General features: G+C 73.3%; 17 protein-coding genes and 1 pseudogene. 6 read left to right on the top strand and 12 right to left on the bottom strand.

The features are described 5' to 3' along the window. Nucleotide 1 precedes the first annotated feature (1 nt). The 4 genes from AC07DU_RS19500 to AC07DU_RS19485 form a co-directional block, all read right to left on the bottom strand. Nucleotides 2-1549, bottom strand: coding sequence for an FAD/NAD(P)-dependent oxidoreductase (locus tag AC07DU_RS19500; protein WP_479112675.1), 1548 nt, complete (start codon nt 1547-1549; stop codon nt 2-4). A gap of 76 nt (nt 1550-1625) precedes the next feature. Further along, nucleotides 1626-1955, bottom strand: a complete 330-nt coding sequence (locus tag AC07DU_RS19495) for a (2Fe-2S)-binding protein (protein WP_360897669.1) — start codon at nt 1953-1955, stop codon at nt 1626-1628. Further along, nucleotides 1952-3100 carry an NAD(P)/FAD-dependent oxidoreductase gene (locus tag AC07DU_RS19490; protein ID WP_479112581.1) on the bottom strand — a complete coding sequence of 383 codons (1149 nt, stop codon included), beginning with the start codon at nt 3098-3100 and terminating at the stop codon, nt 1952-1954. Before AC07DU_RS19490 ends, AC07DU_RS19495 begins: the two co-directional genes overlap by 4 nt. Nucleotides 3101-3181: 81 nt before the next feature. After that, nucleotides 3182-5575, bottom strand: coding sequence for a collagenase (locus AC07DU_RS19485; RefSeq protein WP_479032128.1), 2394 nt, complete (start codon nt 5573-5575; stop codon nt 3182-3184). Nucleotides 5576-5775: 200 nt separating this feature from the next. Between AC07DU_RS19485 and AC07DU_RS19480 the strand changes: the two genes are divergently transcribed. Then, nucleotides 5776-7149, top strand: a complete 1374-nt coding sequence (locus AC07DU_RS19480) for an aminopeptidase P family protein (RefSeq protein ID WP_479112579.1) — start codon at nt 5776-5778, stop codon at nt 7147-7149. A 65-nt stretch (nt 7150-7214) separates the two neighbouring features. Here AC07DU_RS19480 and AC07DU_RS19475 read toward each other — a convergent pair whose 3' ends face one another. Continuing rightward, on the bottom strand, nt 7215-9128 hold the full coding sequence (locus tag AC07DU_RS19475; RefSeq protein WP_479112577.1) for a serine/threonine-protein kinase: 1914 nt from the start codon (nt 9126-9128) through the stop codon (nt 7215-7217). A 74-nt stretch (nt 9129-9202) separates the two neighbouring features. Continuing rightward, nucleotides 9203-10129: a LysR family transcriptional regulator gene (locus AC07DU_RS19470; RefSeq protein WP_479112575.1), complete on the bottom strand. Its 927-nt coding sequence runs from the start codon at nt 10127-10129 to the stop codon at nt 9203-9205. 108 nt (nt 10130-10237) lie between these two features. Between AC07DU_RS19470 and AC07DU_RS19465 the strand changes: the two genes are divergently transcribed. Continuing rightward, entirely contained in the window at nt 10238-10996 is a 759-nt protein-coding gene (locus AC07DU_RS19465; protein ID WP_479112573.1) for an SDR family NAD(P)-dependent oxidoreductase, read from the top strand. Between the two features lie 155 nt (nt 10997-11151). On the opposite strand, the pseudogene AC07DU_RS19460 reads toward AC07DU_RS19465, so the two are convergent. The 3 genes and pseudogenes from AC07DU_RS19460 to AC07DU_RS19450 form a co-directional block, all read right to left on the bottom strand. After that, nucleotides 11152-11391: pseudogene (locus AC07DU_RS19460) on the bottom strand (IS30 family transposase); the annotation flags it as partial. An 85-nt stretch (nt 11392-11476) separates the two neighbouring features. After that, on the bottom strand, nt 11477-11893 hold the full coding sequence (locus AC07DU_RS19455; protein ID WP_479112571.1) for a hypothetical protein: 417 nt from the start codon (nt 11891-11893) through the stop codon (nt 11477-11479). Next, nucleotides 11890-12423 (bottom strand): hypothetical protein, encoded by a 534-nt coding sequence (locus AC07DU_RS19450; protein WP_479112569.1) that lies wholly within the window; start codon nt 12421-12423, stop codon nt 11890-11892. The genes AC07DU_RS19455 and AC07DU_RS19450 overlap by 4 nt, the downstream gene beginning before the upstream one ends. A gap of 152 nt (nt 12424-12575) precedes the next feature. Here AC07DU_RS19450 and AC07DU_RS19445 point away from each other — a divergent pair, with 152 nt between their 5' ends. Beyond that, nucleotides 12576-12935 carry a helix-turn-helix transcriptional regulator gene (locus tag AC07DU_RS19445; protein WP_479112567.1) on the top strand — a complete coding sequence of 120 codons (360 nt, stop codon included), beginning with the start codon at nt 12576-12578 and terminating at the stop codon, nt 12933-12935. A 58-nt stretch (nt 12936-12993) separates the two neighbouring features. Here AC07DU_RS19445 and AC07DU_RS19440 read toward each other — a convergent pair whose 3' ends face one another. Both AC07DU_RS19440 and AC07DU_RS19435 read right to left on the bottom strand, forming a co-directional pair. Beyond that, on the bottom strand, nt 12994-13392 hold the full coding sequence (locus AC07DU_RS19440; RefSeq protein ID WP_360897693.1) for a RidA family protein: 399 nt from the start codon (nt 13390-13392) through the stop codon (nt 12994-12996). Further along, nucleotides 13389-14642, bottom strand: coding sequence for an acyl-CoA dehydrogenase family protein (locus tag AC07DU_RS19435; RefSeq protein ID WP_479112565.1), 1254 nt, complete (start codon nt 14640-14642; stop codon nt 13389-13391). Before AC07DU_RS19435 ends, AC07DU_RS19440 begins: the two co-directional genes overlap by 4 nt. Before the next feature lie 120 nt (nt 14643-14762). Here AC07DU_RS19435 and AC07DU_RS19430 point away from each other — a divergent pair, with 120 nt between their 5' ends. The 3 genes from AC07DU_RS19430 to AC07DU_RS19420 all read left to right on the top strand — a co-directional run bounded on the left by AC07DU_RS19430 (nt 14763) and on the right by AC07DU_RS19420 (nt 18143). Beyond that, entirely contained in the window at nt 14763-16412 is a 1650-nt protein-coding gene (locus AC07DU_RS19430; RefSeq protein ID WP_479112563.1) for an AMP-binding protein, read from the top strand. A 4-nt stretch (nt 16413-16416) separates the two neighbouring features. Next, nucleotides 16417-17217: a PaaX family transcriptional regulator gene (locus AC07DU_RS19425; RefSeq protein WP_453370388.1), complete on the top strand. Its 801-nt coding sequence runs from the start codon at nt 16417-16419 to the stop codon at nt 17215-17217. Nucleotides 17218-17303: 86 nt separating this feature from the next. Further along, entirely contained in the window at nt 17304-18143 is an 840-nt protein-coding gene (locus AC07DU_RS19420) for a GNAT family N-acetyltransferase (RefSeq protein ID WP_479112561.1), read from the top strand. A 46-nt stretch (nt 18144-18189) separates the two neighbouring features. Here the strand turns inward: AC07DU_RS19420 and AC07DU_RS19415 are convergent, their stop codons facing one another. Then, entirely contained in the window at nt 18190-20511 is a 2322-nt protein-coding gene (locus AC07DU_RS19415; RefSeq protein WP_479032171.1) for a bifunctional salicylyl-CoA 5-hydroxylase/oxidoreductase, read from the bottom strand. Nucleotides 20512-20513 lie beyond the last annotated feature (2 nt).

Below are 20513 nucleotides of genomic sequence, written 5' to 3'. Positions count from 1 at the left end.
ATCAGAGGTCGACCGGGGGAAGTTCGGCGAGGTGGCGCAGCGGGACCGGGCACGACAGCGGCCGCCGGTCGGCGGAGGGCTCGCCCCCGCAGCCGCCTGCCCCGGGTGTCGCCTCGCCGGCGAGGGCGGCGACGGCCGGGCCGCACATCCGGCCCTGGCACCAGCCCATGCCGGCCCGGGTGAGGAGTTTGACGCTGCGGGCGTCCCGCGCGCCGAGCTCCCCGGCGGCCTCGCGGATCCGGCCGGCCGGCACCTCCTCGCAGCGGCACACGACGGCGTCGTCCCGGAGCCAGCCCGTCCAGCCCGCGCCGGGGCGGTGGGCGGCGGCCATGGCGTCGGCGAAGGCGCGCAGCCGGGCACGGCGGCGCAGGAGGGCGGGCGGCGCGGTGCGCGCGGCGATGGCGTGGGCGGCGATCGCGTGGGCGGCGATCTCGCCCTCGGTCAGCGCGAGTTGGGCACCGCCGATGCCACCGGTCTCCCCCGCGGACCAGATGCCGGGGACGGTGGTGCGCTGCCCGGCGTCCAGTTCCAGGGCCACGGTGCCGTCGGGGCTGCGGCGCGTGGCGCAACCGAGTCCGGTGGCGAGTTCGAGCTGGGGCACGAGGCCGTGGCCGACGGCGAGGGCGTCGCAGGGGATGCGCCGGGAGGTGCCGGGCACCGGGCGCCAGGTGCGGTCGAGCCGGGCCACGGTGACGGCCTCGACCCGGTCGGTGCCGTGCGCCTCGGTGACTGCGTGCCGGGTCAGGAGCCGGACGTGATGCCTGGCCAGGGCCCCGCCGTAGACGGCCCCCTCGACGAGCTTGCCCGGGTTGCGCAGCAGGGCGGGGACCTGGCCGGCGTACGCGGTGTAGGCGGCGGCCTCCACCACGGCGGGCACGGTGGCTCCGGCGCCGGCGAGGGACCCGGCCACGGCGAGCAGGAGCGGGCCGCTCCCGGCGACGACCACCCGTCGGCCCGGCAGGACGAGCCCGCCCTTGAGCATGGCCTGGGCTCCGCCCGCCCCGATCACCCCGGGCAGCGTCCAGCCGGGGAAGGGCAACTGGCGCTCGTAGGCTCCGGTGGCGATGAGCACGGCCGCGGCCCGTACGGCTGCGGCGCGCTCCTCGGGGCCGGCGACGGCGTGCAGGGTCCACTCCGCGGGGGCCGCGCCCGCGCCCGGGACGATCGTCCACACGTGGTGGAGGGGCAGGTAGGTGATCCGCCCGGCCGCGATGTGGGAACGCAGGGCGGCTTCCCGACGCGCGAATTCGCCCCAGCCGTGGTGCAGGGCCTCGGGACGGGCCGCGCCCAGCCCCGGGGCGGGGTGCCGGTAGAACTGCCCGCCGGGCCGCTCGCCCGCGTCGAGCAACGTGACCCGCAGCCCCAGCCCGGCAGCGGCGACAGCGGCGGCAAGCCCAGCCGGCCCGGCCCCGACGATCGCGAGATCCACACGGCCCGTCCCGGCAGCGGCCTCCGGCGCGGCAACGGACTCCTGCGCGGGGGCGGCAGGCTCCGGCGCTGCGCCGGGCTCCTGCGCAGCAGCGGACTCCTGCGCGGCAGCGGCAGGCATCGGCTCAGCGGCGGGCACCGGCCCGGCGGCGGGCTGCGCTGACACTGCGGGATCCACGCGGCCCGCGTGCCCCGGCTCAGACGGTGAGGTCGGCATGGCCGGTTCCCTCCTGGGTGGTGACGGTGTCGCCGGCGCGGGCCGGGATCAGGCAGGCGCGCTGGTTCGGGCGGCCGTTGACGGTGACGAGGCAGTCGTAGCAGCTGCCGATCCCGCAGAACGCGCCGCGCGGGGCGCCGCCCTCGCGGGTGGTCCGCCAGGCGAGGATCCCGGCGGCCCACAGGACGGCGGCGACGCTCTGGCCCTCCTGCGCGGGCAGGTCCCGGCCGTCGAAGGTGATCTCGTACGTGGCCACCGGGGCGCCGCCGACCAGCGCGCGGGGAGTGCGGCCGTGGTGGTGTGCCGTCATCGGGCTGCCTCCTCGAATCGGTCGGGGCGCAACGGGTGCGCATCCAGGGCGGGTTCGGCTCCCGCCAGGGCGGCTGCGATCAGCAGGCCGGTGGCGGGGGCCAGTCCGATGCCCGCGCCCTCGTGGCCGCAGGCGTGCAGCAGTCCGGGGCGGCGGGCGTCCGGGCCGATCGCCGGGAGGTGGTCGGGGAGGTAGGGGCGGAAGCCGTGGTAGGTGCGCAGGACCTTGACGTCGGTCAGGACGGGGAAGAGCGCCGCCGCCTGGGCGGCCAGACGGCGCAGGGCCTCGGTCGAGAGGGTGCGGTCGAAGCCCACCCGCTCCCGGGTGGCGCCGATCAGCACCGGGCCCGAGGGGGTGCCCTCGACCACGGCCGAGGACTGGAGCGAGGCCGAGCCGCTCGCCACGTCCGCGATGTAGTCGGCGGCGTACACCTTGTGCCGGACCACCCTCGGCAGCGGCTCGGTCACCAGGACGAAGCCGCGGCGCGGGAGGACGGGCAGGGTGACCCCGGCCAGCGAGGCGATGTGGCCGCCCCAGGTGCCGGCCGCGTTCACCACGGCCGGGGCCAGGAGTTCGCGGCGCGCGGTGCTGACCCCTCGTACGGCACCGCGGTCCAGGAGAACTCCGGTGACCTCCTCTCCGAGGTACACCTCGGCGCCGGACGCGGCCAGCAGCCGGGCCGCCGCCTGGGCGGGCTGGACCTGGGCGTCCTGGGGGTAGTGGAATCCGCCCGCCAGGCCCGGGGCCAGGTGCGGCTCCAGGTCGTGCAGGCCGTCGGCCGCCACCTCGACCGCGTCGACGCCGACCGCGCGCTGGCCGTCCGCGAAGCTCCGCAGGGCCTTCAGCGTGGTCTCGTCGGGGGCGACGACCAGTCCGCCCTTGGGCTCGTACTCGATCTCGCGCGGGAGGACCGCCGCGAGTTCGGTCCACAGCCGGGTGGACAGCAGGGCGAGGTCGAGTTCCGGTCCGGCCGCCTTGTCGGAGACGAGCAGGTTGCCTTCGCCGGCGCCGGTGGTCCCGCCCGCGACGGGACCGCGGTCGACCACGGCCACGCGCAGGCCGGCGCGGGCCGCGTAGTACGCGCACGCCGCACCGACGACGCCGGCGCCGATGATCACGGCGTCCAGGGAGTGTCTGTTGAGCACGACAGTAATATGTCACATTCTTTAGTGCCTGCCCAGACCGGTCCCGCACCCTCCTCAGGTGCGGGACCGGCCCGGAGCCCATCAGCTGCGGAGGGGGCCCTCACAGCTGTAACTCGTGGTGCCGGCGACCTTGTTGGACCAGATCTCCAGCTGACCGAAGGAACAGTTCATGTCGGCGAGGTTGTTGGAGGCCGCGCCCGCCCGGTCGAGGATGAAGTAGTCGACCGTCTCCGACACGTCCTTGAAGTTCTGGTCGTCGCTGCGCCAGTTCTTCAGGTTCGCGGTGATGCGTCCGGTACAGGTGAAGCGGCGCTTGCCGGGGTCACCGTTCTCCACGCAGTCCGGGGTGTTGTACGTGGCCGTGGCGAAGGCCGACTTCACCGACGAGAGCGCCGAATCGCGCAGCTGGCCGTTGGGGGTGAAGGTGGTGTTCGGCACGTAGAGCTGGTCGACCTTGGCGATCTGCGCGTCCAGGAAGCGGTCGTAGTCGCGCTGGAGGTAGGTGTCGGAGCCCATGCGGTGGCGCCAGGCGTCGTACGCCTGCACGTCGTTGTTCCGCAGGTGGGTGTACATCTCGCGCAGGAGGGTGGGCTTCTCCGTCCACAGGAATTCGAAGAAGGTGCCCGCGTAGCCGTAGAAGCGGAAGCCGTCGCCGTCGTAGGTGGCGTTCAGCAGCTGCTCCACGCTCATGCGCGGGCCGCCGCCGGCCGTGTCGCTGATGATGCTCTTGACCAGGGACTTGCGGACGGCGATGCCGTTGTCGCGGGTGGCGCCGTCGAAGAACTCGGCCGTGCCCTCGTCCATGGCCGTCGTACGGTCGCCCTCGTACCAGGGGCCCTCGCCGAAGAAGCCGGGGACCGCGAAGCGGCCGTTGAGGTAGTGCGTGTACTCGTGACGGAAGAGCTCCTCGAGGGTGAGGGAGGAGTCCTGCGGGACGCGCCGCTGGTAGGTGTAGAAGGTGGCGCCGTTCTCGATGTACATGCCGCCGTTGTTGGTGCCGTAGCCCGTCAGCATGGTCTGGTAGGTCACGTAGTCGGCGCGGGAGGCGTACAGCACGATGTTCAGCGTGGTGTTGGGGTCTCCGGCGAGCGGCTGCTCGGTACCGAGCACGCGGTGGTACTGCGCCTTGACCTGCTTGCTCGCGTAGTACAGCTGGTCGACGGTGGCCCGGTCCAGCGCCGTTCGCACCTTGATGGCGCCGTTGTCGTAGGCGTAGGTGTTCGGGAAGAGCATCTTCTCGATGTCCTCCTTGCACACCCCGTACGGCTTGCAGGCGTCGTAGACGTTGAGCCAGGAGACGACCGAGGCCCACGGCTCGCTGCCGTTGCCGAAGTTGGTCTTGGCGGTCTCCAGCAGGCCGCCGAGGTCGGTGACCGTCTGGTCCTTGAGGCCGTCGATCTGGCCGAAGCGGCCGTACTCCGACATCGCGTCGCGCACCAGCCAGGCGTTGGACGTGCCCTTGAGGTGGGTGTAGGTCGCGAAGGCCTTGAAGGTGGCGCGGTACGAGGGGTCGGCGCCGGCCGCGGCGTGGAAGGCAGCGTCCTGGTTGCCCGGGTAGACACCGAGGTAGTTGACCGAGAGCGCGGCCAGCGCGGCGCCCGCCCAGGCGGTGTCGTGGTGGGTGGCGGGGTGGGCCGCGTCCATGGTCGCGAGGACCTTCTTGATGAGGCCGAGCTGGTGGTGGCGCAGGCCCGGGGCGCTGCCGGCGTACAGGGCCTCGCGCAGCGTACGGGCGTTGGACGGCGTGACGTCGAAGGTGCGGGCCGCGTTGCCGAAGTCGGCGATCGCCCGGCGCATGGCGTCCACGGTCGGGGCGTCGGTGACGTCGATCTCGGAGCGCGAGTGGTCGTGGTAGGCGACCGCGTGCAGGTAGGTGAACATCTCCTCCAGGTGGGAGGAGTTGCGGCCGTCGTGCGCGGCGGCCAGGCCGGATATCCGGCGGGAGACGGCCTGGACGTGCGCGTCGGACATCACGGGCGCCAGCCGGGCGTCCCAGGTCCAGATGAGTCCGCGCAGGCAGCCGTCGGCGGTGACGGCCTGGTCGGCGAGGAAGTCCGCGAACTGCTCCGGGGTGAGGTTCTTGATCCCGTCGAGGGTGCAGGGGACGCCCGCCGCGACGCTCCGCGCGACCGGGGCCGCCTGGACGGCCTTGCTGGTCTTCTCGACGCCCTGCTGGGACACGGTGTCGGCGGCGGCCGTCGACGCGCCGGGGACCTGTCCGTTGATGGCCTGGCCGCCGGGTGCGGGGGCGGGCGCCGGGGCGTTGTCCTTCGGGTTGGCGAGGTGGTCGACCTCGTCGAAGGGGTTCCCGGTGGGTCCGGGGGCCGGGGCGGCCTGGGCGGCCTGCACTCCGGTGAAGGCGGGCGGGGCGGCGGTCTCGGCGGCCTGCGTCGTGGCCTGTCCGGCGGTGGCGAGGAGGGTCACGGCAACGGCGGAGGCGAGAAGGGAAGAGCGCACAGCTCTGTGCTTGAGCACCGGAACTCCTGAAGGGAGAGGCTGAGGTGGGGGGTGGTGCGTGAACTGCGCAGGGTCGACGGGTCTGCGTCAACTGGCCTGCTTCACACGGCGTTTGACGGGAGTTAACGTGCCGCGATGTGAGCTGTAACATAGTAATGTGAAATTGCACTGACAAGACCTGTGCGCCCACCAGTTCGCATCTTTCTTGAAGGAGCCTCGTGACCGACACCAGCGCCCGCCTCAACACGGGTAGTCACGATCGACCGGTATCCCCGGAGTTGTCCCGATTCATGGCGGGCAACTGGGCCGCCTCGCCCCTGCCCGACTCGGCCCGCGTCCCGGGGCACGCCGTCACCCCGGCCCGCCGCGCGCGGCTCTCCGCCCGCTTCCCCGGCGAGCGGCTGATCATCCCGGCCGGGGAGCTGAAGGTCCGCTCCAACGACTGCGACTACCGTTTCCGCCCCCACAGCGCGTACGCCTGGCTGACGGGCCTCACGGGCGAGGACCAGGCGGGCCACGTCCTGGTCATGGAGCCCTCGGGCCCGCACGCCCACGAGGCGGTGCTGTACCTGCGGCCGCGCTCACCTCGGGCCGAGGGCACCGGGGAGTTCTTCCGGGACCGGCGCTACGGGGAGTTCTGGGTGGGCCGGCGCCCCGACCTGGCGGAGGCCGAGCGCCTCACCGGCATCCGCTGCGCACACCTGGACGCCCTCGGCACCCCGGCGGGCCGCGACGCGGCCCACGACGCCGAGCTCGCCTCCGCGCTGTCGGAGCTGCGCCTGGTGAAGGACGCGTGGGAGGTCGAGCAGCTCCAGCTGGCCGTCGACCACACGACGGCTGGGTTCGAGGACGTCGTACGGGCCCTGCCGCGCGCCCTGGCCCATCCGCGCGGGGAACGCTGGCTCGAAGGGGTCTTCGGCCTGCGCGCACGGGCCGAGGGCAACGGCGTCGGCTACGAGACGATCGCGGCGTCGGGCGCCCACGCCTGCGTCCTGCACTGGATCCGCAACGACGGCCGGCTGAACGGTGACGAGCTCCTCCTGCTCGACGCCGGCGTGGAGACCGACACCCTCTACACCGCCGACATCACCCGCACCCTCCCGCTGTCGGGCCGCTTCTCCCCCGTCCAGCGGCAGGTCTACGAGCTGGTCCTGGCCGCCCAGGAGGCGGGCATCGCGGCGCTGCGTCCCGGGGCGAGCTTCGGGGACTTCCACCGGGCCGGCATGCGGGTGATCGCGGAGGGGCTCGCGGACTGGGGCGTCCTCAAGGACGCGGAGGGCGACCTGCACCGGCGCTACACCCTGTGCAGCAGCGGGCACATGCTGGGCCTGGACGTGCACGACTGCGCCAAGGCGCGGGCGGAGACCTACCTGGACGGCGTCCTGGAGGAGGGCCAGGTCCTGACGGTGGAACCGGGCCTCTACCTCCAGCCGGACGACGAGACCCTCCCGGCGGAACTCCGGGGCATCGGGGTCCGCATCGAGGACGACCTGGTGATCACCGCGGACGGGGCGCGCCTGATGTCGGGGGCGCTGCCGCGCACGGTCGCCGGGATCGAGGAATGGATGGGCGCCCTGCTGGACACCGCCTGAGGGCGGTTGCCGCAGAGGTTCACCGCCCCCTCCCCTGGCGGGCTCCCCCTCCCCTGGCGGGCCGCCTACTGCCTGGTCCAGCGCTGCGAGGCATCGCCCGCGCAGGTCGACGTCACCAGGCCCTGGTTCATGCCCAGGTCGAGGCAGCCTCCGTTGGAGTCGTTGCGCAGGCTGCCGTCCGAACCGGTGCGCCACACCCGGTTGGCGTCCTGGGCGCAGTCGCCCACGAAGACGGCCTGGCCGAGCATGTTGGCGTACAGACAGCCGCCGCTCTGCTGGTTGACGAGCTTGAAGCTGCCGTCGGACCTGCTCTGCACCTTCCACTTGGCGGACGCGTCCGCGCAGTCGCCGTGGTCCGAGGACCCGTAGACCTGGGTGATGCAGTGGCCGTTGTCGCCGTTGCGGTAGCGGTAGGTGCCGGACGCGGGGGGCGGGGCGGCGATGGTCGCGCCGCCGCCGGAGGGCGCCGGGGTGCCGGCGCCGGTCGAGGTGCCGGAGGTCGCGGAACCGCCCGAGCCCTTCGACGTACCGCTGCCGCTGCCCGCGCCGGAGCCGGTGCCGGTGCCCGCACCGCCCGCGCCCGCCACGTTGGTCCCGGCGCTCCCTGCCTGGCCCTGGTTCGCGGCGCCCCCCTCGACCGTGCCCTCGGCGGGGGTCGGCGCCGGTGAGGCCGCACCCGGCTGACTGCTGCCCGCAGAGGCCGTCGGGTCGGCTGGCGCCACGACCGAGGTGGACGGGGCGGCGCCCGCCCCGTTCTGCAGCGCGGACGTGTGCGGCAGGTACTGGAGGGCGAGCGTCGTACCGCCGGCGACCAGGACGACGGGGACGACCGCGAAGAACACGCGGGTACGGCGCCGGCGTTCGGGCGCGGGCTCCTTGGCCGGCTCCTTCGTGGGTTCCTTCGCGGGTTCCTTCACCGACGGTGTCGCGGGCTCGTCCCCGGCCTGACTCCCGGGCTGGTCCCCGGCCGGACTCCCGGGCTGGTCCCCTGGCTCGCCCCCGGGCCCCTTCGCCGGGTCCGGCAGGGCTCCGGCGAGCGGGAGCGTGGGTACGTCGATCTCCTGTACGTCGGCGGCGAAGGCGGCCCGCTCCGCGAGGCGCGCGGTGACCGCCGCCGGCCACAGCGGGGCCTCGAACGGCCCGCGGCTCGACGCGCGTTCGAGGAGTTCGGCCGCCGTGGGCCGCTCGTCGGGGTCCTTGTGCAGGCACGCCGCGACGACGTCCGCGAGGTCCGGCTCCAGTTCCCGCAGCGGCTCCAGGTCCGGTTCCTCGTGGACGATGCGGTACAGCACGCCGTGCCCCGACTCGTCGCCGAAGGGCGGCCGGCCGCTCGCGGCGTACGCGAGCACCGAACCCAGCGCAAACACGTCGGTGGCGCCGCTCAACCGGCGGGTTCCCGAAGCCTGTTCGGGTGCCATGTAGGCGGGCGTGCCCACGACCATGCCGGTCCGGGTCAGCTGGCTCTGCTCGGCGGCCCGGGCGACGCCGAAGTCGATGAGGGTGAGACCGTCGAGGGTCAGCATGACGTTGGACGGCTTGAGGTCCCGGTGCACCATGTCCAGCGCGTGCACCGCCGCGAGGCCGGCCGCCGCCTCGCGCAGCAGCAGCCACAGCGCCCGCGCGGGCAGGGGGCTGCCGTTCAGGTCGAGGGCTTCCCTCAGGGTGAGCCCGGGGACGTACGCGGTGGCGAACCACGGGGGACGCGCGGTGCGGTCGCTGTCGAGCAGCGGCGCGGTGGCCCCTTCGGGCAGCCGGGCGAGGTTGTCGAGCTCGTGTCCGAAACGGCGCAGGAAGTCCTTGTCCTCGCCGACGACGGAGGGCAGCAGCTGCTTGACGGCAACGTACCGGCCCTCTCGGACACCGAGGTACACCCGCCCCATCCCGCCGGCCCCGAGCCGGCCCGCCAGCGGTATCGACCCGATCTGCCGCGGGTCCTCCGTCTCCAGCGGCCCGGCCCCGCTCCCCCTCAGCTCCAACACGTCAGCCCCGTCTGGATTGGAATCAGTCTCCAGGAATCTACCTGACGACCCGAAAGGCAACCGCCGCTGCTCGCCTAGGAATTGGCTGATATAGCGCTGGTGTGGGGGCTCCCCAGCCGTCCCATGAGCTCCTCGACGAAGGCCTCGACGTGCGGCGGCCGCGGGCCCGTGCGGGTGGCGCAGAACCAGGTGCGGGTCATCGGCTGCGCACCCATGCGGACCAGGGCGAGGCCGTGCGAGGCGACGTACGGGGCCGCCACCCAGTTGGGCAGCACCGTCGCGCCCTGGCCCCCCGCCACCATCTCGACCACCAGGTCGGTCACGACCGGCATCAGGGTGATGCGGGCGGGGCGGGCCCCGGCCGGGATCGGCAGCGGCATCGAGGGGATGCGCTTCTGGTCGTAGAACTCGTAGAGGACCAGGTCGGCGCCGTCGAAGTCGCGGGCGGTCAGGTGCGCGCGCGAGGCCCACGGGTGCCCGGCCAGCACCACGGCCATCATCTCGTCGTCGAACAGTCTGGTCAGGGACACCCGGTCCATCTGGAGGTCGGGTTTGGTGACGAGGGCGACGTCGATCCGGTCGGCCAGCAGCGCCGGGATCGGCGCGTCGTCCGGGACGGCCTCGATGCGCACGTCGATGTCGGGCTCGCGCGCGCGGAAGGCACGGAGCACGGGCGGCAGCCACGGGAGCGTGGTGCTGCACTGGGCGGTGAAGCGGACCCGCCGGTCGCGCCCGTCGCGGATCTCCCGCAGGTCACGGGTGGCCGACTCCAGCTCGCCGAGGACATGACGGGCCGCCACCAGCATGCGGCGCCCGGCGGCGTTGGGGACGAGCCGACGGCCCTTGCGGTCGAACAGGGCCATGCCCAGGCGGGCTTCGAGGCGGGTCAGGCGCTGGCTGAGGGCCGGCTGGCTCACGTAGAGCCGCTCGGCGGCCGCGGTCAGCGAGCCGGCCTCGGCGGTGGCGTCGAGGAGTTCCAGGTCACGCAGGTCCATGTCCATAACCCAGGATTATGACATGCTCCACATTACGTCGTGGTGTTATGAGTTGAAGGTTCGTAGGTTTCTGGTGTCAGCCGAACGAACCACGCCGCGAAAGGCCCCAACCTCATGACCGACACCACCACGACCACCACGACCACCACCACCGCTCTCGTCACGGGATCCTCCAGCGGCATCGGCCTGGACATCGCCCGCGCCTTCCTGGAGAGCGGCGCCAACGTCGTCCTCAACGGCCGGGACGCCGATCGCCTCGCGAAGGCCTCGGCCGCTCTCGGCCACCCGGAGCGGACCGCGTGGGTCGCGGGCGCCATCGCCGACCCGGCGACCGGCGAGGCACTCGTGCGCACCGCACTGGACCGCTTCGGTGGCATCGACGTCCTCGTCAACAACGCCGGCACCTTCGCCCCCAAGCCCTTCACCGAGGTCACCGAGGAGGAGCTCGACGGCTTCCTGACCGGCAACCTCAAGGGCACCTACCTCACCACCCAGGCCGTGGTACGGGCCCTGCGCACGCAGGGCCGTGGCGGCAGCATCGTCAACATCGGCACGGTCCTGGTGGACCACGGGCTGGCGGGCTTCCCCTGCACCGCGCCGGTGGTCAGCAAGGCCGGTGTGCACGGGCTGACGACGAGCCTGGCGGCCGAGCTCGCCGCCGACGGCATCCGCGTCAACCTCGTGGCGCCCGGCATCATCCGCACCCCGCTGCACGCCGGCTCCGACGTGGACTCCTTCGGCGGGCTGGCCCTGCTGGACCGGGTCGGCGAGGTCGACGAGATCTCCGAGGCGGTGCTGTACCTCGCGGGCGCCACCTTCGTCACGGGCCACGCCCTCCGGGTGGACGGCGGCCACGTCACGGGCCGCGCCTGACCAGCACCGCCGCCGGCCCCGAGGCCGGGGCCCCTTCCCAGCCCTCCGCCCCGCCGACCACACGATGGACGGGGCGGGGCGGGCTGGCTCCCATCGGCCCTACCCGCGGTTCTCCTCGACACGGGTGAAGCGCTCCTTGAAGGAGCACGCCTGCCCCGGTCGGCCTCGGACAGGTACCGCGACGGCACGGAAGGCGGCTCCACCGCGGTGATCGGTGGAGCCGCCTTGTTGCTGCCGGACGCGCCGCGTCCGTAGCGCCAGCGTTTCCCGGTCCGCCGGTTGAGCCCGACGATCCGGCGCGCTTCCGTGTTGCTTACGCCCTGCTGCATGAGCCGGAAGTATGCCGCCCGCTCAGCGGTGAGCTTCTTCCGTCCCTGCGGCTGCCGGTCCTCACGGTCTCCGGGGCCTTCCGCTGTCGCCCCTGGGCCGGAGGGGCCGCACGGCGGTCGTGCGTGGGCGCTCAGTGCGGCCCGAGCACACCTACTTCAGAGATGTGAATTCGTGCTTCTCCGGGCTCGTCTCCCGCCACAGTACGGTCACACCGTCGATCGTTCCGACCCAGAGTGAGCCGAAGCATCCGGTTCCGAATTTCAGCTGGATCCTCGTCACCCCCTGACCCGTATCGAATGACGACCAGCTGCCGGCCCCCGGATCCGGAACCCCTTCACGGCAGTCGTCCTTACCGAAGTCGACACCCTTGGATTCGAATGAACCGTCCGCCTTCAGAGCAACTTCGGTTCCGCCCTCTCCCCAGGAGCGGACCAGCGAGTCCCGATCGGCCAAGACGCCCTTCGGATACCCCGCCCCACCGTCCTCAAGGGCCGCACAGGAAGACACGACAGGAACGGAGAGAGCCAGGAACAGCGCGACCACTCGAATCGACTTGATGGTTCTCATTTCTTCAGTGCCCCGTAGTTGTAATTTCGCGGAATTACCACCCGGAAGACAACCGTCATGGCCTGCCCCTTTCCGTGCCCCAGGACGCCAACAGGGTCGACATTCCTCTGCAGCCACTTATCCGCCGGAGTTTCATAACCCGTCCCTGCGTGAGCGAAGGACGAGACCGTCATTCCATTGGTGATGGTGATACGTGCCTGAACACCATTTACCCCTTCACGGAGTATCTCATAGTTCGCTTTATATGAACCCAGAACAGCCGTGGCCAGTTTGGCGTCATCATGCGTGGCGATGGCGGTCAGATCCTCGAAGAGCTGGCTCTTCTGGCCGGCATCATCCTTTCCGCCGATGGAGTTGGAGGTCAACTCACCAGACCTCTGCCCACTTCCGTAGAAGAGCTGTCCGATTTCGTTTCGGTGGCCTGCGGTGAGATCGCTCTTCATCACGTCTCGCGCGACCTGACTGTTCTCCCCATAGGTCATTTCGGGCGACAATGCCCCCATGGCCCAAAGGAATCCCACCATGGTCACCGACCCGTTGTTCTGCCCCCCGTATACGGCGTCTTGGGGGTTGCAGGACAGGACCGGATCGAACTGGCACGCCCGCTCCTTCGCGTACTCGGGGGCCGCGATGGTGGGAGGGATGTAGGGGAGCGGCGTGATGACGCTGACGAAGGAGCCGGGTGATCATCATTGACCGCCGTGTCGCCATCATCCCCGTTGATCCTGAGAACCCCCGCGCAGAGGCACTCGAAATCCTCAGCCCCGGCATGGTCACCGCCCTCTGCGCCCTGTTCCAGCAGTGCTGGTCCGCCGGTACACCCTTCGGCGCGCTTCCTCGCCCCGACCCCAACGGCTGCACACCCACAGAACGCGCGCTCCTGACCCTCGCCGCCGCCGGTGACACGGATGAAGCCGCAGCGCGCACGCTTTCCGTCTCCCCGCGCACCGTCAGCCGCATGATGTCCAACCTGATGGAGAGACTCGATGCGGTCAGCAGATTCCAGGCTGGGGTAAACGCCACACGGCGCGGATGGCTGTAGCTTCCTTCGGAGGTCCGGCGCCGGACACCGCGGGCCAGGCGGGACTTGACGACAGGGCCTAGGGAAGGACCGCCAGGCCGTCCAGCTCCACCAGGGCTTGCTCGTCCCACAGGCGGACCACGCCGATGACGGCCATGGCCGGATAGTCGCGCCCGGCCAAGCGCCGCCAGACGCGGCCCAGTTCGGGGGCGTGCGTGCGGTACGACGCCACGTCCACCGCGTACACCGTCACCCTGGCCAGGTCCGCCGGGCCGCCCCCCGCCGCGGCGAGGGCCGCCAGGAGGTTGGTCAGGGCCACCTCGAACTGCTCCGGCAGGCTCTGCCCCACCACCTTGCCCGAGGCGTCCAGTGCGGTCTGGCCCGCCAGGAACACCAGGCGCGAGCCGGTCGCGGCCACGGCGTGCGAGAAGCCCGTGGCGGGCGACAGCGACGCCGGGTTGATCCGGTCGAGGCTCATCCCGCCGCCACCTCCCCCGCCCCGACCCCGGAACCGGCAGCGGCAGCGGCCCCGGAACCCGAACCGGAACCGGCCCCCGCCCCGGAACCGACCCCGGCCGCGGAACCTGAACCGGCACCCGCGGCCGCCCCCCGCGCCGCCCGGTAGAGCTCGCGTGCGATCAGCGTCCGCTGGACCTCGCTCGCCCCCTCGTAGATCCTCGGCGCACGCACCTCCCGGTAGAGGTGCTCCAGCAGGTGGCCCCGCTGGAGGGCGACCGCGCCGTGCAGCTGGACCGCGTGGTCCACCACGTACTGGGCCGTCTCCGTGGCCAGCAGTTTCGCCATCGCCGCCCGGCCCGGAACGTCCGCCGCTCCCCGGTCGTAGGCCCCCGCCGCCGCGTACACCAGCAGCCGGGCCGCCTCCGTGCGCGTGGCCATCTCGGCCACGCGGTGCGCCACCGCCTGGAGATCGCTCAGCTTCCCCCCGAACGCGGCCCGGCCCGCCGTGTACGCGAGGGTCGCGTCCAGCGCCGCCCGGGCCATGCCCACCGCGAAGGCGCCGACGCTCGGCCTGAAGAGGTTCAGGGTGTCCATCGCCACGCGGAAGCCCCGCCCGGGCTCGCCCAGCAGGTCCCGCCGGCCGACCGGCACCCCGTCGAAGGACAGGGCGCCGATCGGGTGCGGGGAGAGCATGTCCAGCGCTTCGCCGCGGAGCCCGGGGCGGTCCCCCGGGACCAGGAAGGCCGACACCCCCTTCGCACCCGGCCCCTCACCCGTCCGGGCGAAGACGGTGTAGAAATCCGCCTCCGGGGCGTTGGAGATCCAGCGCTTCTCGCCCGTCAGCACCCAGCCCCCGCCGGACGCCGGCGCGGCCGTCAGTTCGAGCGCCGCCGCGTCCGAGCCCGCCCCCGGCTCGCTCAGCGCGAAGGCCGCCACCGCCCGCCCCGCGCGCACCTGGGGCAGCCAGCGCTCCCGCTGCGCCTCGCTCCCCGCCCGCAGGACCGGGTACGCGCCCAGGCCCTGGAGGGCGAGCGCCGTCTCGGCCTCCGTGCAGCCGTAGGCGAGGGATTCGCGCAGCAGGCACAGGTCCAGCGCGCCGGAGGCGAACACCCGCTCCAGCAGGCCGAGCTCCCCCAGCGCGGCCAGCAACGGCCGGTTGACCCGGCCCGGCTCCCCCTTCTCCGCCAGCGGCCTCAGCCGCTCGGCCGACAGTGCGCGCAACTGCACGCACCATTCCTCCTGGTCCACCCCGAGCGCGAATCCGGTCATCCGAATGTCCCCGCATCTATCGCGTCCTGTTGACTACCGTCACCATCACGATACGCTCGTGAGGAAGTCGCACGGCCGGATCCACCTCACCCGGGACCGTCGCAAGGGGGCGAACCCGCCTTGGAGCTCAAGCCTTCCGCTCACATCGACACCTTCGCCCGTGACCATCTGCCCCCCGTGGACACCTGGCCGGAGCTGCTCTTCGAACTGCCCGAACTGGCCTACCCGGACCGCCTGAACTGCGGCGCCGAGCTGCTCGACGCCACCATCGCCCGGTCCGGTCCCGCCGGCGCCGACCGCCCGGCCTTCCGCAGCGCCGCGGGTGAGGTGTGGACGTACGGGGGCCTGCGCGAGCGCGTGGACCGTCTCGCCCACGTGCTCACCCTCGACCTGGGGGTCGTCCCCGGTAACCGGGTCCTGCTGCGGGGTCCCACCGGCCCCTGGCTCGCCGCCTGCTGGCTCGCGGTGATGAAGGCGGGTGCGGTGGCCGTGACCGTGCTGCCCCAGCAGCGCGCGCGGGAGCTGGCCACGGTGTGCGCGATGGCCCGGGTGGGGCACGCGCTGTGCCATGCGGACGTCCTGGACGACCTGGTCAAGGCCGAGGTGCCGGGGCTGCGGATCACCGCCTACGGGGGCGGGGCCGAGGACGATCTGCTGCGGCTGGCCGAACGGCACGAGGGGCCCTTCCCGGCCGTCCCGACCTCCGCGGACGACGTCGCCCTGATCGCCTTCACCTCGGGGACCACCGGGCGGCCCAAGGGCTGCATGCACTTCCACCGCGACCTGCTGGCCGTCGCCGACACCTTCTCCCGCCGCGTGCTGCGGCCCCGCCCGGACGACGTCTTCGCGGGCAGTCCGCCGCTCGGGTTCACCTTCGGCCTCGGCGGGCTGGTCGTCTTCCCGCTGCGTGCGGGGGCCTGCGCGCTGCTGCTGGAGGACGCCGCGCCGCGGCGGCTGCTGCCCGCCCTCGCGCAGCACCGGGTGTCGGTGCTGTTCACCGCGCCCACCGCGTACCGGACGATGCTGGACGCCCTGGGGCCGTACGACGTGGGTGCGTACGACCTCTCCGCGCTGCGCCGCTGCGTCTCCGCCGGGGAGAACCTGCCGGCCGCGACCTGGCAGGCCTGGTACGAGCGCACCGGCCTGCGGATCATCAACGGCATCGGGGCGACCGAGCTGCTGCACATCTTCATCTCCGCCGCCGACGAGGACATCCGCCCCGGTACGACCGGCCGGGTGGTCCCGGGCTGGGAGGCCCGGGTGGTGGACCCGTCGGGCCGGCCGGTCGCGGACGACGAGCCGGGGCTGCTGGCCGTACGGGGGCCGGTGGGCTGCCGCTATCTGGCCGATGCCCGGCAGGGGGAGTACGTACGGGACGGCTGGAACCTGACCGGCGACACCTACGTCCGCGACCCGGAGGGCTACTTCCGCTACGTCGCCCGGGCCGACGACATGATCGTCTCGGCGGGCTACAACATCGCGGGCCCGGAGGTGGAGGAAGCCCTGCTGCGCCACCCGGACGTGGTCGAGGCGGCGGTGGTGGGCCGCCCGGACGAGCGACGCGGGCAGATCGTGGTGGCGTACACCGTCACGCTTGAGGGTGTGGTGCTGACGGAGGAGGCCCTGCGCGCCTTCATGCGGGCGGAACTGGCCCCGCACAAGTGCCCGCGCTCCTTCGTCTTCCTGCCCGCGCTCCCCCGGACGGCCACCGGCAAGCTCCAGCGCTTCCGGCTGCGCGATCATGTCGCGGACGGACAGGTTCTAGAGTGAACCCGTGGTCGAGCAGCACACCCCGCGATCCCTGATCGTCACGTTCTACGGAGCCTACGGGCGGGCCTTCGAGGGCGCCGTCCCGGTGTCCGCGCTGATCCGCCTGCTGGGCGCGGTCGGCGTGGACGCCCCGGCGGTCCGCTCGTCGGTGTCCCGGCTGAAGCGGCGCGGCTTCCTGCTGCCCGAGCGCGCCGCGGACGGCTCCGCGGCGTACGGGCTCTCCGAGGAGGCGCGGCAGCTGCTGGACGACGGCGACCGGCGCATCTACGGCAGCCGGGAGGCCCACGACGAGTGGCTGCTCGCGGTGTTCTCCGTCCCGGAGCAGGAACGGCACAAGCGGCACCTGCTGCGCTCGCGCCTGGCCCGGCTCGGTTTCGGCGCGGTGGCGCCGGGCGTGTGGATCGCCCCGGCCCGGCTGGCCGAGGAGACCGGGCACACCCTGGAGCGCCTGCAGCTGACGCCGTACGTGGAACTGTTCCGCGGCGCCCACCTCGGCTTCGCGCCGACCGCGCAGGCCGTGGCCCGCTGGTGGGACCTGACCTCCCTGGCCAAGCAGCACGAGGAGTTCCTGGATCTGCACGAGCCGGTCCTGCGCGCCCTGCGGTCGGGCCCGGACCCGACCCCTCAGGAGGCCTACCGCGCCTACCTCCTCGCCCTGGACGGCTGGCGCCGCCTCCCGTACGCGGACCCGGGCCTGCCGCGCGAGCTGCTCCCGGCGGACTGGCCGGGCGACCGGGCGGCGGCCGTCTTCGCCGAGCTCCACGACCGCCTGCACGATCTGGGCGCGGCCTTCGTGGAGGCGTGAGCGGAGCGGCGTCTGAAGACGGCTTCGGCGTCGGCGCCGCCGGAAAACCGGATGCACGCGGGCGTCGCGCCGCGCCAGGATGGATCATGACCTGGACTTTCACCTCCGACCTGGAGGCCTATCTGGCCGCGGCGGGGCCCGCCGCGGCCGAGCGGCCCGTCTCCAACACGCTCCTGCTGACCGTGGCCGACGCGCTGGTGCGGCGCGGGAGCGGCGCCTACGGAGCCGCCGCTCCTTTCTTCGGCTGGTGGACCGGGGCCGACGGGGCCGTCGCCGGCGGCCTGCTGTGCACCCCGCCGTTCCCGATGGTGCTCGGCGTGGTGCCCCGGGAGGCGGTCCGGGCCCTGGGGGCCGCGCTCGCCACCGAACCGCTGCTCGCCGGGGTGCACGGGGTCAACGCCCGCCGCCCCGACGCGGAAGCACTGGCCGAGGCCTGGGGGCGTCCCTCCCGGGTCGCCGAGGAGATCCGCCTGTACCGGCTGGACGGCCTGGTCGCCCCCGACCCCGCCCCGGCCGGGCGGGCCCGGACCGCGACCGAGGCGGACCTCCCGCTGCTGCTGGAGTGGATCACGGCCTTCAACGCGGAGGCAGACGTACCGGGCGCCGCCTCCGAGGTCACGCTGCGCGACCGGATCTCGTACGGCGGCGTCCTGCTCTGGGAGGACGGGCAGAGGCCCGTCTCGCTGGCGGCCTTCTCCCGCCCGGTCGGCTCGGCCTGCCGCGTCGGCCCGGTCTACACCCCGCCCGAGCTCCGCGGCCGCGGCTACGCCGCCGGGGTCACGCACGCGGCGAGCGAGGCGGCGTACGCGGCGGGCGCCTCGGAGGTCCTCCTCTTCACGGACCTGGCCAACCCGACCAGCAACGGCGTCTACCTGCGCCTGGGCTACACCCCGGTCGAGGACCGCGCCGAGATCGTCCCCGCGTGATCACGCAGGGGGCAGTACGCCAGGGGGCAGTACTGGAGCGCGCGCCTCAGCCGCGGCCCGTGGGCGGGGGGCGGCTGCCCGCGCGGTAGGGGGCGGGCCAGGGGGCGGCCGGGCCTTCGTAGGACTGCTCGGCGGCCGCGTGCAGGGTCCAGTGCGGGTCGTAGAGGTGGGGGCGGCCCAGGGCGCAGAGGTCGGCCCGGCCGGCCAGCAGCAGGGAGTTGACGTCATCCCAGGAGGAGATGGCGCCGACCGCGATGACGGGGACGCCGAGGGCGCCGCGGATCCGGTCGGCGTACGGGGTCTGGTACGAGCGCCCGTACTCGGGGGCCTCGTCCGCGACGACCTGGCCGGTGGAGACGTCGATGGCGTCCGCGCCGTGGGCGGCGAAGGCTGCCGCGATCTCCACCGACTCCTCGGGCGAGGTGCCGCCGGGCGCCCAGTCGGTGGCCGAGAGGCGGACCGTCATCGGGCGGTCCGCGGGCCACACTGCGCGGACCGCGTCGAAGACCTCCAGCGGGAAGCGAAGGCGGTTCTCCAGGCTGCCGCCGTAGGCGTCGGTGCGGTGGTTGGTCAGCGGGGAGAGGAAGCCGGAGAGCAGGTAGCCGTGGGCGCAGTGCAGTTCCAGCAGGTCGAAGCCGCAGTCGGCGGCGCGGACGGCGGCGTCCGCGAACTGCGAGCGCAGCGCCGCCAGGTCCGCGTGGGCCAGGGCCCGGGGGCGCGCCGAGACGCCCGGCCGGTAGGGCAGGTCCGAGGCGGCCACCAGTGGCCAGTTGCCCTCCGGGAGCGGTTCGTCCATGCCCTCCCACATCACCCGCGTCGAGCCCTTGCGTCCCGCGTGCCCGAGCTGGACGCCGAGCGCGGTGCCGGGGGCGCTGGTGTGGACGAAGTCGGTGATCCGCTGCCAGGCCGCCGCCTGCTCGCGGGTGTAGAGGCCGGTGCAGCCGGGGGTGATCCGGCCTTCGGCGCTGACGCAGACCATCTCGGTCATCACCAGGCCCGCCCCGCCGAGGGCCCGTGCGCCCAGGTGGACGAGGTGGAAGTCGCCCGGCACGCCCTCCTGGGCCGAGTACATGTCCATCGGGGAGACGACGATGCGGTTGCGCAGGGTCAGGCCGCGCAGCCGCAGGGGGGTGAACATCGGCGGGGTCGTGCGCTGCTCCGGGCCCTCCTGCGGGCAGCCGAACTCGCGTTCCACCGCACGGGTGAACCGCTCGTCGCGCAGCCGCAGGTTGGCGTGCGTGACGCGGCGACTGCGGGTGAGGAGGTTGAAGGCGAACTGCCGGGCGGGCTGGTCGACGTATCCGGCGATCTCCTCGAACCAGTGCCGGCTCGCGGCGGCGGCCCGCTGGGTGCTGGCGACCGCCGGGCGGCGGGCCGTCTCGTACGCGGCGAGGGCGGCCGGTACGTTCCCCTCCGCGCCGGCCACCGCTTCGGCGAGGGCGAGCGCGTCCTCCACCGCCAGTTTGGTGCCGGACCCGATGGAGAAGTGGGCGGTGTGCGCGGCGTCTCCCAGGAGGGCCACATTGCCGTGCGACCAGCGCTCGTTGACGACGGTGCGAAACCGCGTCCACGCCGAGCGGTTCCCGCGCAGGGGGCGCCCGCGCAGCGCCTCGCTGAAGATCTTGGCGCAGCGCGCCGCCGACTCGTCCTCGTCGCACAGGTCGAGGCCGGCCGCCCGCCAGACCTCCTCCCGCATCTCCACGATCACCGTGGAGGCGCCGAGTCGACTCTGCGGCCCGGAGGGCCGCGATGAGGGGCGGTGGTCGGGCGACGGGCGGGCAAAGGGGTAGGCGTGCAGTTGCACGACCCCGTGCTCCGTCTCCGCGATCTCGAAGCGGAAGGCCTCGAAGGCGAAGTCGGCGGCGAGCCAGATGTAGCGGCAGCGTCCGCTGGTCACCGTCGGCCGGTAGTGGGCGGCCCCGGCCTCGCGGATCGCGCTGTGCACGCCGTCCGCCGCGACCACCAGGTCGTACGAGGCTGCGAGCGCGCGCACGTCGGGGGCCTCGGCGCGCACCCGCAGCCGCACGCCGAGCCCGGCGCAGCGCTCGTGCAGGATCTCCAGGAGCCGGCGCCGCCCGATGGCCGCGAAGCCGTGTCCGCCGGAGGTCAGCAGCCGTCCCCGGTGCACGACGTCCACGTCGTCCCAGCGCACGAACTCCGCGCTCAGGGCGGCGTGGACGAGGGTGTCGGCCCGCTCGATGCCGCCGAGGGTCTCGTCGGAGAGCACCACGCCGAAGCCGAAGGTGTCGTCCGGTGCGCCGCGCTCCCAGAGCTCCACCGCGTGGCCCTGCCGGGCCAGCAGCGCGGCCGTGTACAGGCCGCCCGGTCCTCCGCCGACGACGGCCACGCGCAGGGAGCCCGGGGACATCG

It is taken from the genome of Streptomyces sp. NPDC045695 (genome assembly GCF_056432025.1).
Note: the sequence above shows the minus strand (reverse complement) of the source record. Positions and strands in the feature narration are given on the sequence as shown.

Coding starts and splice junctions, on each gene's coding strand:
- AC07DU_RS19500 (WP_479112675.1), bottom strand. CDS start 1,549: ATGCCTGCCGCTGCCGCGCAGGAGTCCGCTGCTGCGCAGGAGCCCGGC.
- AC07DU_RS19495 (WP_360897669.1), bottom strand. CDS start 1,955: ATGACGGCACACCACCACGGCCGCACTCCCCGCGCGCTGGTCGGCGGC.
- AC07DU_RS19470 (WP_479112575.1), bottom strand. CDS start 10,129: ATGGACATGGACCTGCGTGACCTGGAACTCCTCGACGCCACCGCCGAG.
- AC07DU_RS19465 (WP_479112573.1), top strand. CDS start 10,238: ATGACCGACACCACCACGACCACCACGACCACCACCACCGCTCTCGTC.
- AC07DU_RS19455 (WP_479112571.1), bottom strand. CDS start 11,893: ATGAGAACCATCAAGTCGATTCGAGTGGTCGCGCTGTTCCTGGCTCTC.
- AC07DU_RS19440 (WP_360897693.1), bottom strand. CDS start 13,392: ATGAGCCTCGACCGGATCAACCCGGCGTCGCTGTCGCCCGCCACGGGC.
- AC07DU_RS19435 (WP_479112565.1), bottom strand. CDS start 14,642: ATGACCGGATTCGCGCTCGGGGTGGACCAGGAGGAATGGTGCGTGCAG.
- AC07DU_RS19420 (WP_479112561.1), top strand. CDS start 17,304: ATGACCTGGACTTTCACCTCCGACCTGGAGGCCTATCTGGCCGCGGCG.
- AC07DU_RS19415 (WP_479032171.1), bottom strand. CDS start 20,511: ATGTCCCCGGGCTCCCTGCGCGTGGCCGTCGTCGGCGGAGGACCGGGC.